The following is a 17,091-nucleotide window of genomic DNA, read 5'->3' on the forward strand; positions in this document are numbered from 1 at the left end:
CCAGAGTTCACCACGCGGACGGGACGGATGCGAAGCCGCGGCGCGGCCGTCCCGGCGAACCCGCGCGCGGCACAAGGTGGTTGACCTGGACCGGACCCGGGCAGGCGCCCGATCCCGGACAGGACGGACAGGCCCGACGGACCCGCCGGGCGGCAGGCGGCCGTACGCCGCCGGGCCACCGTCCGCGCGACCTCGCCCCCTCCCCATCGCGATCGTGCGATCCTCCGTGCTGTGACCGAACCAACGCATGACGAGCCGCACGGCGGCGCGCTCGGTTCCCGCCTCAACTGGCTGCGGGCCGCGGTCCTCGGCGCCAACGACGGCATCGTCTCCACCGCGGGACTCGTCGTGGGCGTCGCCGGGGCGACCGACTCCCGCCAGGCGCTGCTGACCGCCGGGCTGGCCGGTCTGCTGGCCGGGTCGATGTCGATGGCGGCGGGGGAGTACGTGTCGGTCTCCACCCAGCGGGACGCCGAGAGGGCCGCACTGGCCGAGGAGCGGCGGGAGTTGCGCGACCAGCCCGAGGCCGAGCTGCGGGAACTGGCCGGACTGCTGGAGCGGCGCGGCCTCTCTGGCGAGGTGGCCCGCGACGCCGCCCGCCAGCTCACCGAGCGCGACGCGCTCAGGGCCCACGCCGCCGTGGAACTGGGCATCGACCCCGACCGGCTGACCAACCCCTGGCACGCGGCCGGGGCGAGCTTCCTGGCGTTCACGGTCGGCGCGCTGCTGCCGCTGCTGGCGATCGTGCTGCCGCCGGCGGCCCTGCGGCTGTGGGTCACCGTGCTGTCCGTGCTGGCCGCCCTCGTCCTCACCGGCTTCAGCAGCGCCCGCCTGGGCGCGGCCCCGCCCGGCCGGGCCGTGGCGCGCAACGTGGCCGGCGGCGCGCTGGCCATGGCCGTCACCTACGCGGCGGGCGCCCTCCTGGGCGCGGCAGGGGCCTGACGCCCCGGTTCGCGCTGGTCGCGAGCCCCTCGTGCGCGGGGGCGCCCGGCGGCGGCGTACGGTGAAAGACGCCCGGGAACGCTCCCGGACCAGGGAGCGCCCCTCGCGCGCCCCCGCACGCCCCCCACCGAAGTGAGAAGGACCCCGTCATGCGCGCCACCACCATCCACGCCCCGTACGACATGCGGGTGGAGGACGTGCCCGAGCCCCTGGTGCAGCTGCCCACCGACGCCGTGGTGCGGGTGCTGCGCGCCTGCGTCTGCGGCAGCGACCTGTGGGCGTACCGCGGCGAGGCGGCCCGGCAGCCCGGCCAGCGCATCGGACACGAGTTCCTCGGCGTGGTCGAGGAGACCGGCTCCGACGTGACGGGCGTCCGGCGCGGCGATCTGGTGGTCGCGCCCTTCATGTGGTCCGACGGCGTCTGCGACCACTGCCGCGAGGGCCTGACCACCTCCTGCGAGCACGGCGGCTTCTGGGGCTCGGTGGGCTACGACGGCGGCCAGGGCGAGGCGGTGCGGGTGCCGTTCGCCGACGGCACCCTGGTGCGGCTGCCCAAGGACGCCGCCTCCGACCCGCGGCTGCTGTCCGCCCTGCTGACCCTCTCCGACGTCCTGGGCACCGGCCACCACGCCGCCCTCGGCGCGGGCGCCCGGCCCGGCGCCACCGTCGCGGTCGTCGGCGACGGCGCGGTCGGGCTGTGCGCGGTGCTGGCCGCCAAGCGGCTGGGCGCCGAGCGGATCATCGCCCTGGGCCGGCACGAGGTCCGCACCGACATCGCCCGCCGCTTCGGCGCCACCGACGTCGTCGCCGAGCGCGGGGATGCGGCCGTCGAGGCGGTGCGCGAACTCACCCGCGGTCAGGGCGCGCACGCGGTCGTCGAGGCGGTCGGCACCGAGCAGTCCATGCGGACCGCCCTCCACATCGCCCGCGACGGCGGCGCGGTCGGCTTCGTCGGCGTGCCGCACGGCAGCGGCACCGGAGTCGACCTCGGCGTCATGTTCAACCGGAACGTCGCGCTGCGCGGCGGCGTCGCCCCGGTCCGCGCGTACATCCCCGAACTGCTGCCCGACGTCCTGGACGGCACGATCGACCCCTCTCCGGTCTTCGACATGACGGTCGGCCTGGAGGGCGTGCCCGACGGCTACCGGGCGATGGACGAGCGGGTCGCCCTGAAGGTGCTCGTCACCACGGACTGACCCGCGCCGCCCGGCCCGCCCGTCACAGCCAGCGGGCCGGGTCCGCGCCCCACGGGCCGGGCGGCCGCGCCCAGTCGGCGGGGCCGCCGGCGAAGGCGACGGGCGAGCGGGCGTACCGCAGCCGTCCGATCCGGCTGTCCGCCTCGGCCAGCCACGGCCCGGGACCGCCGTACGGCGCGCCCTGCGTCGTCACGACGCCCTCCGCGACCGCCGCGACGGCCCCTGTGGCCGCCCCGGCCGCGCCCGCCGCGCAGCCGCTCTCCCGCGTCAGCCACGCCGCCGTGCGCGCCAGCGCCAGCCGTACGACCCGGCTCCCGCCCTCGTGCGCCTGCTCGGTCAGGGCCCGCAGCACCGCCCCGGCCAGCAGGTAGCCCGTGCCGTGGTCCAGGGCCTGCGCGGGCAGCGCGCCCGGCCGCTCCCGCGTGCCCTCGGTCGCGGCGACGCCGGTGGCGACCTGGACGAGGCTGTCGAAGCCCCGCCGTCCGCCCCAGGGCCCGCGGCGGCCCCACGCCGAGAGCTGCGCGACGACCAGTCCGGGCCGCCGCTCGGCCAGCGCCTCGGGGGAGAGGCCGTACCGGTCCAGGGCGCCCGGCCGGTACGCGGTGACGACGACGTCCGCCCCGGCCAGCAGCTCCTCGAACCCGGCCCGGCCGGTGGCGAGGTCCAGCACCGCCGAGCGCTTGCCGAAGCCCGTGTCCGCGTGCTGGTCGGCCAGTTCGGGCAGGTGCGGGGCGTCCAGGCGCAGCACGTCCGCGCCCAGCAGGGCGAGCGTGCGGGTGGCGACCGGACCGGCCAGCACCCGGGTCAGGTCCAGCACGCGCAGCCCGGCGGCGGGCCGCAGGACGGCGGGGTCCGTGAGCGGCGGCAGCACGCGCGCGGGCGTCTCGTCCAGCCGCTCCCGCTCCACCATCGCACCGGCGGCCGCCGCCGCGCCCTGCGGATGGGCGGCCCACTGCCCGGGGGTGCGCAGCGCCACGGCGAGCCCGCCGGCCGCGCACACGGTCTCCTCGACCTCGTGCGCGGAGCGCTCGGCGAGCACGGAGGCGACCCGGTCCGCCGAGGCGCCGTCCGCGGGGACGCCCAGGGCGCGCAGCAGCCGCTCGCGGTGGTGCGGGTAGTTGGCGTGCGTGCGCACCCAGCCGTCCGCCGTCGGCCACACGCGCGACAGCGGCGCGAAGCTCACGGGCGCCCGCCCGTCGATCAGGAGGTGCCGTTCACTGGCGAATGCCGTGGCCACCGCCCCGTCGTCCACCCGCACGGCCGGTACGGCGCCGAGCCCGGCGCGCCGCGCGCCCAGCTCGGCGGCGGCCAGCGCGCAGGCGCCCACGCACGCGCGCGCGAGCTGCCGTACGGGAAGGCGCGCCCGGAGCGCGCCCTCCCGTTCCACGACGGTGACGTGGGGGAGCAGGGCGGGGTCGCCGCCCAGCGCCGACCATGCGGAGGCGAGATGAGTCATGACATCACTATGCAGTATTGATTCAATCAATCTACGAAGATGACCGTGCAACTCTCGCCGTACATGATGTCCGCGCGCCCCGAGGCGTTACTTGGTCACCGCGGCCAGCGCGTCCGCCGTGCCCCAGCCGTAGAAGCCGTTGTGGTTCTTCGACCCCTGGCACACCGCGTCGACCTTGCCGTCCCCGTTGATGTCATAGGGGTCGGTGCACGGTGTGGCGGTCGCCTCCGCGTACAGCAGCGCCTTGACCAGCGCGGCCGGCGCGTGCGGATGGGTTGACTTGATCAACGCGGCGACACCGGCCACGTGCGGGCTCGCCATGGAGGTGCCCGCCATGTAGCCCCACGTGCCGCCCGGCAGCGGGCCGAGGATCAGACCGCTGGTGGCCGGCGGAGCCGGGGTCTGGTAGGCCGTCGAGTCGCCGCCCGGCGCGGCGATGTCGATGACCCCGAGACCGTAGTTCGAGAAGGAGGACTTGACGCCCTTGGCGCCGGTCGCCGCGACCGTGACGACACCCGGGAGCTGGGTGGGTATGTCGAAGCACTTGTGCGGGTCCACCGTCCGGTCCCCGGGGGTCGAGTCGTTCGGGGAGGACGGGTCGGTGATCGAGCGGGAGGCCAGGTCGTAGTTCTCGTTGCCGGCCGCCGCGACGTTGACCGTGCCCTTGCTCTCGGCGTACAGCGAGGCCCGCCGCACCGCGTCCACCAGCGCCTTCTGGTCGGGGTCGTCGGTGCAGTTGAAGTACCACGGGTCGGTGTAATAGCTGTTGTTGGTGACGTCGACGTGGTGCTCGGCCGCCCACACGAAGCCGCACACCACGGCCTCCGTGTAGAAGAACCCGTCCGGGTTGCCCACCTTGATGCCGGCCACCTTCACGCCCGGCGCCACGCCCGTGATGCCGACGCCGTTCTTCGCGCCCGCGATCTCGCCGGCCACGTGCGTGCCGTGCGGGCTCTCGGCGGCGCTGGGCCGCCAGGCGCCGTCCGTGGTGTCCGGCTTGCCCGAGACGCAGTCGGCGGAGGCCGCGCGGTCGAAGTTCGGCGCGATGTCGGGATGGGTGTCGTCGACGCCGGTGTCGATGACGGCGACGGTGACCTTCGGGCTGCCGAGCGTCTTCTCGTGCGCCTTGTCCGCCTTGATGGCGGGCAGGTCCCACTGCAACGGCTCCAGCGGGTCCTGGCCGGCCGCGGCCTCGGTCTTCGCCCGGGACAGCTGGGCCGCGGTGAGCGGCTGCGGCGCGCCCGTGTCGGTGGTCGACTGCGCGGGCAGCGGCGCGGTCCGCGTGGCGCCCGCCGAGTCGACGCCGCGCGCCTTGCGGACCTGCTGGGCGAAGCCGGGGTTCGCGGAGTGGGCGACGATCACACCGATGCGGTCGTACGTCACCACGACCGTGCCGCCGGCCGCGGCGATCGCCCGCCGCACGTCGGCGAGCGTGTGACGGTCCGTCCTGGTGTTGACGACGTACGTGAGGGTGGACGCGTCCGCGGTCTGCGCGGCGGACGCCGCCCGCGGTGCCGCCGAGGCCGCCGCCGGAACGAAGCCGAGCGAGGCGGTCAACGACAGCACGGCCGGTACGGCCAGGGCGAGTCGACGTCTCGAACGCAGATGAGCCATGGGGTCTCCACATCATCCAGGAACGGGGCCCGCCCGACACGACGATGCTGTTCAGGCAGGTACATGACGAGTTGCGCAGGCCGAAGCTATCCCGACGCCCCGCCCGTCAGCAATGACTTGGCAATGACCGCGCACGGCCACTTGCGAAACAACTCATAGGACTTGAACCGGTCCTCGCGTGGCGCCGTGGACCTCGGACAGGGGCCCGAGCACCATCGAGCCCCTGTCGCATCCCCATCCGCAACACGAGGAGACAGACGTGGCCACCGAGACACCGCCACCCTCGAAGACACCGGCCGCACTCCCCTCGGCCGAGGAGTTCACCGCGGTGCGCGAGAGCGCGGAGTTCGCCGAACTGCGGCGCTCCCACCGCTCGTTCGCCTTTCCGCTGACCGTCGCCTTCATCGCCTGGTACCTGCTCTACGTGCTGCTCTCCAACTACGCGGGCGGCTTCATGGGCACCAAGCTGTTCGGCAACGTCAACGTCGCCCTCGCCCTCGGCCTCGCCCAGTTCCTCACCACGTTCCTCATCGCCTGGTGGTACGCGCGGCACGCCGCCGCCCAGCTCGACCCCAAGGCCGAAGCCATCAAGTCCCGGATGGAGGGCGGCGCATGAGCCCCGCGACACACCCCGCCGCACACACCCTGCTGGCCGCCGGCGGCGCCGCGAGCGAGCACCGGACGCTGATCATCACCCTGTTCTCGGTCTTCGTCGCCGCGACCCTCGTCATCACCGTCTGGGCCGGCCGGCAGACCAAGGACGCCGCCGACTTCTACGCGGGCGGACGGCAGTTCACCGGATTCCAGAACGGGCTGGCCGTCTCCGGCGACTACATGTCCGCCGCGTCCTTCCTCGGCATCGCCGGCGCCATCGCCCTCTTCGGCTACGACGGCTTCCTCTACTCCATCGGCTTCCTCGTCGCCTGGCTGGTCGCCCTGCTCCTGGTCGCCGAACCGCTGCGCAACTCCGGCCGCTACACCATGGGCGACGTCCTCGCCTACCGCATGCGCCAGCGCCCGGTGCGCACCGCGGCCGGCGCCTCCACCATCGTCGTGTCGATCTTCTACCTGCTGGCCCAGATGGCCGGCGCCGGCGTCCTGGTCTCGCTGCTGCTCGGCATCACCAGCGACGCCGGCAAGATCGGCATCGTCGCCCTGGTCGGCCTGCTGATGATCGTCTACGTCACCATCGGCGGCATGAAGGGCACCACCTGGGTGCAGATGGTCAAGGCCGTGCTGCTGATGGCGGGCGCCGTCCTGCTGACCTTCCTGGTCCTGCTCAAGTTCGACTTCAACGTCTCCGACCTGCTCGGCAGCGCCGCCGGCAACAGCGGCAAGGGCGCCGCCTTCCTGGAGCCCGGACTGAAGTACGGCGCCACCGGGACCACCAAGCTGGACTTCCTCTCGCTCGGCATCGCCCTGGTGCTCGGCACCGCCGGGCTGCCGCACATCCTGATCCGCTTCTACACCGTCCCCACCGCCAAGGCCGCCCGCAAGTCCGTCATCTGGGCCATCGGCCTGATCGGCGCCTTCTACCTGATGACCCTCGCCCTCGGCTTCGGCGCCGCCGCGCTGATCAAACCGGACGAGATCATCGCCTCCAACAAGGCGGGCAACACCGCGGCCCCCCTGCTCGCCCTGCACCTCGGGGGAGTGGACTCCGACTGGGGCGCCATCCTGCTCGCCTCCATCTCCGCCGTCGCCTTCGCCACCATCCTCGCCGTCGTCGCCGGCCTCACCCTGGCCTCGTCCTCGTCCTTCGCCCACGACATCTACGCCAACGTCATCAAGAAGGGCGCCGCCACCGAGAAGCAGGAACTCGGCGCGGCCCGCTGGGCGACCGTCGGCATCGGCGCGGTCTCCATCGTCCTGGGCGCCCTGGCCCGCGACCTCAACGTGGCCGGCCTGGTCGCCCTCGCCTTCGCCGTCGCCGCCTCCGCCAACCTGCCCACGATCCTCTACAGCCTGTTCTGGAAGCGGTTCACCACCGCCGGCGCCCTGTGGTCGATCTACGGCGGCCTGGTCACCGCGGTCGGCCTGGTGCTGTTCTCCCCGGTGGTCTCCGGCAAGCCGACCTCGATGTTCCCGGACGCCGACTTCCACTGGTTCCCGCTGGAGAACCCCGGCCTCATCTCCATTCCGGTCGGCTTCCTGCTGGGCGTCGTCGGCACCCTGCTGTCCAAGGAGGAACCGGACCGCGCCAAGTACGCCGAGCTGGAGGTGCGGTCGCTGACCGGCACCGGCGCGCACTGAGCGGTTCGCACCGGCGGCCGTGCCGCGGGGATCGTAGATCCCTACGACACGGCCGCGCCCACTCCGTCGGATCGGGCACTGCGGTCCGTCGGCCCCGTCACGTAGGCTCGCAAGTGTCGGAACACATCCGGTCCGCGACACGGGAGGGGGCCCACGTGCTCATCGACACCTTCGGCCGAGTGGCCACCGACCTGCGGGTCTCGCTCACCGACCGGTGCAACCTGCGCTGCACCTACTGCATGCCCGAGGAGGGCCTGCAGTGGCTGGCCAAGCCCGACCTGCTCACCGACGACGAGATCGTCCGGCTGATCGGCATCGCGGTCACCTCCCTCGGCATCGAGGAAGTGCGCTTCACCGGCGGCGAACCGCTGCTGCGGCCCGGACTGGTCGGCATCGTGGAGCGGGTGACCGCCCTGGAGCCCCGCCCCCGCACCTCCCTGACGACCAACGGCATCGGCCTCAGGCGCACCGCGGCGGCCCTCAAGGCGGCCGGCCTCGACCGGGTCAACGTGTCCCTGGACACCCTGCGCCCCGACGTCTTCAAGGCGCTCACCCGCCGCGACCGCCACAAGGACGTCCTCGACGGCCTCGCGGCGGCCCACGAAGCCGGCCTGACCCCGGTGAAGGTCAACACCGTCCTGATGCCCGGCCTCAACGCCGACGAGGCCCCCGACCTGCTGGCCTGGGCGATCGAGCACGACTACGAACTGCGCTTCATCGAGCAGATGCCGCTGGACGCCCAGCACGGCTGGAAGCGCGACGGCATGGTCACCGCGGGCGACATCCTCGCCGCCCTGCGCACCCGCTTCGAGCTGACCCCCGAAGGCGCCGGGGAGCGCGGCTCCGCACCGGCCGAGCGCTGGAGGGTCGACGGCGGCCCGCACCGCGTCGGCGTCATCGCCTCCGTCACCCGCCCGTTCTGCTCGGCCTGCGACCGCACCCGCCTCACCGCTGACGGCCAGGTCCGCACCTGTCTGTTCGCCACCGAGGAGACCGACCTGCGCGCCGCGCTGCGCTCCGACGCGCCGGACGAGGAGATCGCCCGGCTGTGGCGGCAGGCCATGTGGGGCAAGAAGGCGGGCGCGGGCCTCGACGACCCGACGTTCGTCCAGCCCGACCGCCCGATGTCGGCGATCGGCGGCTAGGACCAGGAGTCCGCGTCGGGCCGCCAGTCCTTCAGCGCGACGACGTCCTTGAGGAAACCGCGCACTCCGAGGAACGTCGACAGGTGCTCGCGGTGCTCCTCGCACGCCAGCCACGTCTTGCGGCGCTCGGGCGTGTGCAGCTTCGGGTTGTTCCACGCCAGCACCCACACGGCGGCCTCGCGGCAGCCCTTGGCGGAGCAGACCGGGGTCTCGTCAGTCACTGATCCGTCCGTCACTGATCCGTCCGTCACGGGTCCGTCTCACCACCACGCCATGAACAAGGCGACGCCGAGCAGCCACGGGGGGAGCTGCCCGGCGTCGGTCTGTCGCTCCGACGGGGGATGCGGAGCGCGTACGAAGTATGTCACGGGTGACCCGTCGCCCGGCACCGGAACAACGTGATTGATCTGAGCATTTCTTGAGCTTCGCGCACAGCGCCCGCACAGCCCTCCGAGAGGCCGGTCACGACCCGGCCACAGCGGGCCGACAGGCGCGCCTCACGCCCCGTCGCGTGACTCGCGCGCCGTGCTCGCCGAGGAACCGTCCGCCCCGTCCTCCGGAACGGATTCCGAAAAGCCGTCCTCCGTCGTCCGCGGCGCGGTGATCATCGGCTTCGCCGGCACCGTGACGAACGTCGACGGCAGCCCCGGGGCGTTCTCCCGGCCCGCGTTGGCGATCACCACGGCGATGTACGGCAGGACCGCGCCGAGCACCAGCGCCACGACGGCCACGTACCGTTCGACGTTCCACAGCGCCACCGCGAGGAGCACCGACGCGGTACGGACCGCCATCGAGATGACGTACCGGCGCTGCCGGCCGCGGACGTCCTCCTGGAGGCCCGTCCGGGCGCCGGTGATCCGGAACACCTGGGCGCTGCCCCCGCCATGCTGCTTCCGCATCGCATTCCACCATTCGTCCGCACCGGACAGCTCCCCGGCCCGTACCCGGTCCACGACCGGGCCGGGACACCGCGCCCGTACACCCTCATCCTCCACGGTACGCCGCGCCGGCCGTGCCCTCGCGGTCGGGGGCGACCTCGGCCTGCGCGAACGCGCCGCTCACCACCGTCCGCGCGCCCCGCGCGCCCCGGACCGCCCGGCCTGCGCCCTCACGCGTACGGCCCTGTCCGGCATGCGGCGTAGCGGCGGGGCACCGACACTGGCGGTACTGCTCACGTCGAACCGGACGAGGAGGCGCCATGGGCTGGTTGTGGGCGATCATCGTGGGTTTCATCCTGGGTCTGATCGCCAAGGCGGTCATCCCGGGCAAGCAGCACAGTCCGCTGTGGCTGACGACCATCTTCGGCATCCTCGGGGCGATCGCGGGCAACGCGATCGCCCGCGCCCTCGGCGTCGCGGAGACCCGCGGCATCGACTGGAGCCGGCACATCTTCCAGCTCGTGGCCGCCATCGTCATCGTCGCCGTCGGCGACATGCTGTACCTGAAGACGGTCGGCCACCGCAGGCAGCGCCAGCGGATGTAGCCGCCCGGACGCACGGCGCGCCGCCCGCACGGCGCGCCGCCCGCACGGCCGGGCGGTCGCACGGCGCGGGCGGTCGCACGGCGCGGGGGCGGCCCCGGAAACCCGGAACCGCCCCCGCACCACAACACACCGCGGGCGCGCTCAGCCGCCGGTGACCTCCACCGCCGCCAGGTTCTTCTTGCCCCGGCGCAGCACCAGCCAGCGGCCGTGCAGCAGATTCTCGCGGGCAGGGACCGCGTCCTCGGCGGTGACCTTGACGTTGTTCACGTAGGCGCCGCCCTCCTTGACCGTGCGGCGCGCGGCCGACTTGCTGGCCACCAGGCCCACCTCGGCGAACAGGTCCACGACCTGGCCGAGGTCGGCGACCTCGGCGTGCGGCACCTCCGACAGGGCCGCGGCCAGCGTCCGCTCGTCGAGCTCCGCCAGCTCGCCCTGGCCGAACAGCGCCTTGGACGCGGCGATCACGGCCGCCGTCTGGTCGGCGCCGTGCACCAGCGTCGTCAGCTCCTCGGCCAGCGCCCGCTGCGCGGCCCGGGCCTGCGGCCGCTCCTCGGTCTGCCGCTCCAGCTCCTCCAGCTCCGCACGGGAGCGGAACGACAGGATGCGCGCGTACCGGGAGATGTCCCGGTCGTCCACGTTCAGCCAGAACTGGTAGAACGCGTACGGCGTCGTCATCTCGGCGTCCAGCCAGACGGCGCCGCCCTCGGTCTTGCCGAACTTGGTGCCGTCCGCCTTGGTCATCAGCGGCGTCGCCAGCGCGTGCACGTTCGCGTCCGGCTCCAGGCGGTGGATCAGGTCCAGACCGGCCGTGAGGTTGCCCCACTGGTCGCTGCCGCCCTGCTGGAGGGTGCAGCCGTGGCGCCGGTAGAGCTGGAGGAAGTCCATGCCCTGGAGGATCTGGTAGCTGAACTCGGTGTAGCTGATGCCCTGGTCGGACTCCAGCCGCCGGGCCACCGAGTCCTTCGTCAGCATCTTGTTGACGCGGAAGTGCTTGCCGATGTCCCGCAGGAACTCGATCGCCGACAGGCCCTCGGTCCAGTCCAGGTTGTTCACCATCACCGCGGCGTTCTCGCCCTCGAAGGACAGGAACGGCTCGATCTGCCCACGCAGCCGGTCCACCCAGCCGGCCACCGTCGCCGGGTCGTTCAGCGTGCGCTCGGCGGTCGGGCGCGGGTCGCCGATCAGCCCCGTGGCGCCGCCGACCAGCGCCAGCGGCCGGTGCCCGGCCTGCTGGAGCCGGCGCACGGTGAGCACCTGCACCAGGTGTCCGACGTGCAGCGACGGCGCGGTCGGGTCGAAGCCGCAATAGAACGTGACGGGACCGTCCGCGAGCGCCTTGCGCAAGGCGTCCTCGTCGGTGGACAGGGAGAACAGGCCCCGCCACTTCAGCTCGTCGACGATGTCCGTCACGGTTCTCTTGTCTCCTCGGTGATCATGAGGCGGTCGGGTGACAGCCGCCTACGAGGTTATACGCCCTGGCTGACAGAGCTCATATTGAAATCGGGGACGCGCAGCGCGGGCATCGCCGCCCTGGTGAAGTAGTCGCTCCACTCGCGCGGCAGCGTCTTCTCGGTGCGCCCTGCCTCGGCCGCCCGGCCCAGCAGGTCCACCGGCGACTCGTTGAACCGGAAGTTGTTCACCGCGCCGGTCACCTCGCCGTTCTCCACCAGGTACACGCCGTCGCGGGTGAGACCGGTCAGCAGCAGCGTCGCCGGGTCCACCTCGCGGATGTACCACAGGCAGGTCAGCAGCAGTCCCAGTTCGGTGTCCGCGACCATCTGCTCCAGCGAGCGGTCCGTGCCGCCGTCCAGGATCAGGTTCCCGGCCGTCGGGGCGAGCGGCAGCCCGGTGAGCGCCGCGCTGTGCCGGGTGGTCGGCAGATGCCTCAGCTCGCCCTCGGCGATCCACTGGGTCGGCGCGACGGGCAGCCCGTTGTCGAACACCGACTCGTCGCCGCCCGAGGAGTGCGCGACCACGAACGGGGCGCACTCCAGGCCCGGCGCGTGCGGATCGCTGCGCAGGGTCAGCGGCAGCCCGGTCAGCTTCGCGCCGACCCGGGTGCCCCCGCCCGGCCTGGAGAACACCGTGCGCCCCTCGGCGGCGTCCCGGCCCGAGGACGACCACATCTGGTAGATCAGCAGGTCGGCCACCGCGCTCGGCGGCAGCAGCGTCTCGTACCGCCCCGCCGGCAGCTCCACGCGCCGCTCGGCCCAGCCCAGCCGTACCGCCAGCTCCGCGTCCAGGGCCGCCGGGTCGACGTCCGTGAAGTCCCGGGTGGACCGCCCGGCCCACGCCGAGCGGGTGCGGTCGGGCGACTTGGCGTTCAGCTCCAGCGTGCCGTTGGGCTGGTCGTGCCGCAGCCGCAGCCCCGTGGACGTGCCGAGATACGTCGACACCAGCTCGTGGTGGGCGAAGCCGTACAGCTCGCGGCCGCCGGCCCGCGCGCGGGCGAACGACTCGCCGAGCGCCGGCGCGAAGCCGGCGAACACGGCCGAGGACGTCTCGGCGGGCGCGTCGGCGAAGTCCGAGGAGGCGGGCACGCCGGTGACCAGCGGCTGCGCGTCCTCGGCGGGGCCGGCCGCGCGGGCCGCGGCCTCGGCGGCCCGCACCAGCGGCTCCAGGTCGTCCGCGGTCACCGCGGCGCGCGAGACCACGCCCGAGGCGGTGCCCTCCGCGCCGTCCACGGTCGCGATCACGGTGAGCGTGCGCCCGCGCGTGACACCGTTGGTGGTGAGCGCGTTGCCCGCCCAGCGCAGATTGGCGGAGGACTGCTCGTCGGCGATGACGACGCAGCCGTCGGCCCGCGACAGCTCCAGGGCGCGTTCGACGACCTCGTGCGGCTTGGTGGTGCGCGTGCTCATCGACCGGCCTCCTGGGTGGTGTTCAAGATGTTGACGCCCTTGAAGAGGGCCGACGGGCAGCCGTGCGAGACGGCCGCGACCTGGCCCGGCTGGGCCTTGCCGCAGTTGAAGGCGCCGCCGAGGACGTACGTCTGCGGGCCCCCCACCGCGGCCATGGAGCCCCAGAAGTCGGTCGTCGTCGCCTGGTAGGCCACGTCCCGCAACTGGCCCGCCAGCCGCCCGTTCTCGATGCGGTAGAACCGCTGGCCGGTGAACTGGAAGTTGTAGCGCTGCATGTCGATGGACCAGGACCGGTCCCCGACGACGTAGACGCCCCGCTCGACACCGCCGATGAGGTCCTCCGTGGACATCCCCGCCGGGTCCGGCAGCAGCGACACGTTGGCCATCCGCTGCACGGGCACATGGGCGGGGGAGTCGGCGTAGGCGCAGCCGTTGGACCGCTCGAAGCCGGTCAGCCGGGCGATCCTGCGGTCGAGCTGGTAGCCGACCAGGGTGCCGTCCTTCACCAGGTCCCAGGACTGCGCCGCGACGCCCTCGTCGTCGTAGCCGATGGTGGCCAGGCCGTGCTCGGCGGTGCGGTCACCGGTGACGTTCATCAGATCGGAGCCGTAGCGCAGCGTGCCCAGCTGGTCGAAGGTGGCGAAGGAGGTGCCGGCGTAGGCCGCCTCGTAGCCCAGCGCGCGGTCCAGCTCGGTGGCGTGTCCGATGGACTCGTGGATGGTCAGCCACAGGTTGGAGGGGTCGACCACCAGGTCATAGACGCCCGGGTCGACGCTCGGCGCGCGCATCTTCTCGGCGAGCAGCCCGGGGATGCGCTCCAGCTCGCCGGCCCAGTCCCAGCCGGTCCCGGTCAGGTACTCCCAGCCACGCCCCACCGGCGGGGCGAGGGTGCGCAGGGAGTCGAACTCGCCACTGGAGTCGTCCACCGACACGGCCGTCAGCTGCGGATGCACCCGCACCCGCTGCTGCGTGGTCACGGTCCCGGCGGTGTCGGCGTAGAACTTGTTCTCGTGCACGGCCAGCAGCGAGGCGTCCACATGGTCCACGCCGTCGGCGGCCAGCAGCCGCGCGCTCCAGTCGGCGAGCAGCGCCGCCTTCTCCTCGTCCGGCACGGTGAACGGATCGATCTCGTACGCCGACACCCACGTCCGGTCGGCGTGCACCGGCTCAGCCGCCAGCTCGACCTTCTCCGCGGACCCGGCCGCGGCGATCACCCGCGCGGACAGCTTGGCCATCGCCACCGCCTGCGAGGCGACCCGGGCGGCCGCGTCCATCGTCAGGTCCACCCCGGAGGCGAACCCCCAGGCGCCCCCGTGCACCACCCGCACCGCGTACCCGAGGTCGGTGCTGTCCGACGACCCGGCCGGCCGCGCGTCCCGCAGCCGCAGGGACGCGTCGCGCACCCGTTCCAGCCGGAAGTCCGCGGGCTCGGCCCCCAGCGCCCGCGCCCGCGCCAGCGCGGCGTCGGCCAGGGCGCGCAGTGGAAGGGCCGTGAAGGCCTCGTCGATCGTATGTGGCACGGGGGTCTCCCTGCTCTCGTCGCCTGTCGGACCGATCATGTCGCGCGGGCGGCGGGGGTGACCACACGTTTGCGGCCGGGTCAGCCGTTTTCTGTAGGGACTCGACAGCGCGACTCGCGCGCCACTGTCGGTGCCCGATTGTCCGCCGCGGTGGGCGGACCGATAGGTTTTCGGATGAAGCCGCCTGTCATCCAGGTGATCGGGCGTGCTGTCGGACCGCTTCAGACCGCTATGAAAGGGTGATCCGTTGAGCCGCTCGGTTCTCGTCACCGGAGGCAACCGGGGCATCGGCCTCGCCATCGCCCGCGCGTTCGCCGACGCCGGCGACAAGGTCGCGATCACGTACCGGTCGGGGGAGCCGCCGGAGGGCTTCCTCGCCGTCAAGTGCGACATCACCGACCCCGAGCAGGTGGAGCAGGCCTACAAGGAGATCGAGGCGCAGCACGGCACGGTCGAGGTCCTCGTCGCCAACGCGGGCGTCACCAAGGACCAGCTCCTGATGCGGATGTCCGAGGAGGACTTCGCGTCGGTCATCGACACCAACCTCACCGGCACCTTCCGGGTGGTCAAGCGCGCCAACCGGGGCATGCTGCGGGCCAAGAAGGGCCGTGTCGTCCTGATCTCCTCGGTGGTCGGCCTGCTGGGCTCGGCGGGGCAGGCGAACTACGCCGCCTCCAAGGCCGGCCTGGTCGGCTTCGCGCGCTCCCTCGCCCGCGAGCTGGGCTCGCGCAACATCACCTTCAACGTCGTCGCCCCCGGCTTCGTCGACACCGACATGACCCGGGCGCTCAGCGACGAGCAGCGCGAGGGCATCCTGGCGCAGGTGCCGCTCGGCCGGTACGCGCAGGCGGAGGAGATCGCCGCCGCGGTGCGGTTCCTCGCCTCGGACGACGCCTCGTACATCACTGGAGCCGTCATCCCCGTTGACGGCGGACTGGGAATGGGTCACTGATCACCATGAGCGGAATTCTCGAGGGCAAGCGCGTCCTGATCACCGGCGTGCTGACGGAGGCGTCCATCGCCTTCCACACCGCGAAGCTGGCCCAGGAGCAGGGCGCCGAGATCATCCTCACCGCGTTCCCGCGGCCCACGCTGACCGAGCGCATCGCCAAGAAGCTGCCGAAGCCGGCCAAGGTCATCGAGCTGGACGTCACCAACGACGAGCACCTCGGCCGCCTGGCCGACGTCGTCGGCGAGGAGCTGGGCGGCCTCGACGGCGTCGTGCACTCCATCGGCTTCGCGCCGCAGGACGCCCTCGGCGGCAACTTCCTGAACACGCCGTTCGAGTCGGTGGCCACCGCCCTGCACGTCTCGGCGTTCTCCCTGAAGTCGCTGACCATGGCCTGCCTGCCGCTGATGCAGAACGGCGGCTCGGTCGTCGGCCTCACCTTCGACGCCCAGTACGCCTGGCCGCAGTACGACTGGATGGGCCCGGCCAAGGCCGCCCTGGAGGCCACCAGCCGCTACATGGCACGTGACCTCGGCAAGCAGAACATCCGCTGCAACCTGATCTCGGCGGGCCCGCTCGGCTCCATGGCCGCCAAGTCCATCCCGGGCTTCAGCGACCTGGCCGCCGTGTGGGACTCCCGCTCGCCGCTGGAGTGGGACCTCAAGGACCCCGAGCCGGCCGGCCGCGGCGTCGTCGCCCTGCTGAGCGACTGGTTCCCGAAGACCACCGGCGAGATCGTCCACGTGGACGGCGGCCTGCACGCCATCGGAGCGTAGGCGCCACCGCCGGATCGAGACCGACGCGGGAGGGCCCGACACCCCTGGGGGTGCGGGCCCTCCCGCGTCGCTGCGTCGCTACAGGGGCCAGGGCGTACGCGCGCGGGTCGGTCGTACGCGTGCGTGCCGTGCGGCTCAGTCCTGGGCCGGCGGCGGAGTCGTGAAGCGGCCCGGACGGCACAGGAAGGGGTAGCTCGCCGCCTCCGCGGCGGCGGCCTCCGCGTCGCCCGTGCGGATCGCGTCGACCAGCCGGGTGTGGTCCATGTGCGTGTCCGGCGTCAGCTCGGCGCCGACGTCCGCGCGCAGCCAGTCCCGCATCACCTCGCCGAGGTCCGCGTACATCGCGGTCATCACGTCGTTGTGGGAGGCGGCCACCACGGCCAGGTGGAAGGTGGCGTCCGCCGTCACGAAGTCCTCCGCGTCACCGGACTCCCACGCCTCCTCCCGCCGCACGAGCAGCGCGTCCAGCTGCTTGAGGTCCTTCTCGCCGCGCCGCTCGGCGGCCAGCTTCGCCGCCCCCGACTCCAGGGTGGAGCGCAGTTCGGCGATGTGCCGGGGATCCACCCCGGCGAACCGGCGGTGCATCACGCCCGCCAGCTCGCTGGTCGCCACGACGTAGGTGCCCGAGCCCTGGCGGATGTCCAGCAGACCGTTGTGGGCGAGCGCGCGGACCGCCTCGCGCACGGTGTTGCGGGCGACGCCGAGCTGTTCCACCAGCTCGGGCTCGGTCGGGATACGCGAACCGACCGGCCACTCGCCCGAGGTGATCTGGTTGCGCAGCGCGGCGATGACCTGCTCGGACAGCGCCGACCGGCGCGGATGGCTCAGGGGCATGGCACACCTTCGCACGTCTGGCCCGGAGTGCTGCTCGCGGACACTGGACAGTCAATCATCCT

Annotated in this window: 16 protein-coding genes; 8 read left to right on the top strand and 8 right to left on the bottom strand. The window is 73.0% G+C overall.

Annotated features, from left to right (window positions below):
* The first annotated feature begins 231 nt into the window (after window positions 1-231).
* Both ABEB07_RS21825 and ABEB07_RS21830 read left to right on the top strand, forming a co-directional pair.
* A complete protein-coding gene (locus ABEB07_RS21825) occupies window positions 232-942 on the top strand; it encodes a VIT1/CCC1 transporter family protein (protein WP_345669907.1) in 711 nt (236 codons plus the stop codon).
* A gap of 149 nt (window positions 943-1,091) precedes the next feature.
* Window positions 1,092-2,138, top strand: coding sequence for a zinc-dependent alcohol dehydrogenase family protein (locus ABEB07_RS21830; RefSeq protein ID WP_345669908.1), 1,047 nt, complete (start codon window positions 1,092-1,094; stop codon window positions 2,136-2,138).
* Window positions 2,139-2,160: 22 nt separating this feature from the next.
* On the opposite strand, the gene ABEB07_RS21835 is transcribed toward ABEB07_RS21830, so the two are convergent.
* Window positions 2,161-3,594, bottom strand: coding sequence for a CoA transferase (locus tag ABEB07_RS21835; RefSeq protein ID WP_345669909.1), 1,434 nt, complete (start codon window positions 3,592-3,594; stop codon window positions 2,161-2,163).
* An 87-nt stretch (window positions 3,595-3,681) separates the two neighbouring features.
* Window positions 3,682-5,208, bottom strand: a complete 1,527-nt coding sequence (locus ABEB07_RS21840; protein WP_345669910.1) for a S8 family peptidase — start codon at window positions 5,206-5,208, stop codon at window positions 3,682-3,684.
* Between the two features lie 259 nt (window positions 5,209-5,467).
* Here ABEB07_RS21840 and ABEB07_RS21845 point away from each other — a divergent pair, with 259 nt between their 5' ends.
* The 3 genes from ABEB07_RS21845 to moaA all read left to right on the top strand — a co-directional run bounded on the left by ABEB07_RS21845 (window position 5,468) and on the right by moaA (window position 8,606).
* The gene (locus tag ABEB07_RS21845; protein ID WP_176148451.1) at window positions 5,468-5,824 is read left to right on the top strand and encodes a DUF485 domain-containing protein; all 357 of its coding nucleotides are present in this window, start codon (window positions 5,468-5,470) and stop codon (window positions 5,822-5,824) included.
* Complete coding sequence (locus ABEB07_RS21850) at window positions 5,821-7,461, top strand: solute symporter family protein (RefSeq protein ID WP_176148450.1); 1,641 nt, start codon at window positions 5,821-5,823, stop codon at window positions 7,459-7,461. Before ABEB07_RS21845 ends, ABEB07_RS21850 begins: the two co-directional genes overlap by 4 nt.
* Before the next feature lie 155 nt (window positions 7,462-7,616).
* Complete coding sequence (moaA, locus tag ABEB07_RS21855) at window positions 7,617-8,606, top strand: GTP 3',8-cyclase MoaA (protein WP_345669911.1); 990 nt, start codon at window positions 7,617-7,619, stop codon at window positions 8,604-8,606.
* On the opposite strand, the gene ABEB07_RS21860 is transcribed toward moaA, so the two are convergent.
* Window positions 8,603-8,827 (bottom strand): hypothetical protein, encoded by a 225-nt coding sequence (locus tag ABEB07_RS21860; protein ID WP_176148449.1) that lies wholly within the window; start codon window positions 8,825-8,827, stop codon window positions 8,603-8,605. The two genes, moaA and ABEB07_RS21860, sit on opposite strands and share 4 nt — an antisense overlap.
* A 276-nt stretch (window positions 8,828-9,103) precedes the next feature.
* The gene (locus tag ABEB07_RS21865) at window positions 9,104-9,505 is read right to left on the bottom strand and encodes a DUF3099 domain-containing protein (RefSeq protein ID WP_345669912.1); all 402 of its coding nucleotides are present in this window, start codon (window positions 9,503-9,505) and stop codon (window positions 9,104-9,106) included.
* 299 nt (window positions 9,506-9,804) lie between these two features.
* Between ABEB07_RS21865 and ABEB07_RS21870 the strand changes: the two genes are divergently transcribed.
* Window positions 9,805-10,089, top strand: coding sequence for a GlsB/YeaQ/YmgE family stress response membrane protein (locus ABEB07_RS21870; protein WP_164584762.1), 285 nt, complete (start codon window positions 9,805-9,807; stop codon window positions 10,087-10,089).
* A gap of 141 nt (window positions 10,090-10,230) precedes the next feature.
* Here ABEB07_RS21870 and tyrS read toward each other — a convergent pair whose 3' ends face one another.
* Genes tyrS through ABEB07_RS21885 form a run of 3 tightly spaced genes read right to left on the bottom strand, consistent with a single transcriptional unit; the run spans window position 10,231 to window position 14,470 of the window.
* The gene (gene tyrS, locus ABEB07_RS21875) at window positions 10,231-11,499 is read right to left on the bottom strand and encodes a tyrosine--tRNA ligase (RefSeq protein ID WP_345669913.1); all 1,269 of its coding nucleotides are present in this window, start codon (window positions 11,497-11,499) and stop codon (window positions 10,231-10,233) included.
* A gap of 56 nt (window positions 11,500-11,555) precedes the next feature.
* On the bottom strand, window positions 11,556-12,950 hold the full coding sequence (locus ABEB07_RS21880; RefSeq protein WP_345669914.1) for a metallopeptidase TldD-related protein: 1,395 nt from the start codon (window positions 12,948-12,950) through the stop codon (window positions 11,556-11,558).
* The gene (locus ABEB07_RS21885) at window positions 12,947-14,470 is read right to left on the bottom strand and encodes a TldD/PmbA family protein (RefSeq protein WP_345669915.1); all 1,524 of its coding nucleotides are present in this window, start codon (window positions 14,468-14,470) and stop codon (window positions 12,947-12,949) included. Before ABEB07_RS21885 ends, ABEB07_RS21880 begins: the two co-directional genes overlap by 4 nt.
* 247 nt (window positions 14,471-14,717) lie before the next feature.
* Here ABEB07_RS21885 and fabG point away from each other — a divergent pair, with 247 nt between their 5' ends.
* On the top strand, window positions 14,718-15,422 hold the full coding sequence (gene fabG / locus ABEB07_RS21890) for a 3-oxoacyl-[acyl-carrier-protein] reductase (RefSeq protein WP_164584920.1): 705 nt from the start codon (window positions 14,718-14,720) through the stop codon (window positions 15,420-15,422).
* A gap of 5 nt (window positions 15,423-15,427) precedes the next feature.
* Entirely contained in the window at window positions 15,428-16,195 is a 768-nt protein-coding gene (gene fabI, locus ABEB07_RS21895; protein ID WP_164584921.1) for an enoyl-ACP reductase FabI, read from the top strand.
* Window positions 16,196-16,330: 135 nt separating this feature from the next.
* Here fabI and ABEB07_RS21900 read toward each other — a convergent pair whose 3' ends face one another.
* The gene (locus ABEB07_RS21900) at window positions 16,331-17,029 is read right to left on the bottom strand and encodes a FadR/GntR family transcriptional regulator (RefSeq protein ID WP_345669916.1); all 699 of its coding nucleotides are present in this window, start codon (window positions 17,027-17,029) and stop codon (window positions 16,331-16,333) included.
* Between the last annotated feature and the right edge of the window lie 62 nt (window positions 17,030-17,091).

Source organism: Streptomyces similanensis (assembly GCF_039543625.1).
GTDB classification, from domain to species: Bacteria; Actinomycetota; Actinomycetes; order Streptomycetales; family Streptomycetaceae; genus Streptomyces; species Streptomyces similanensis.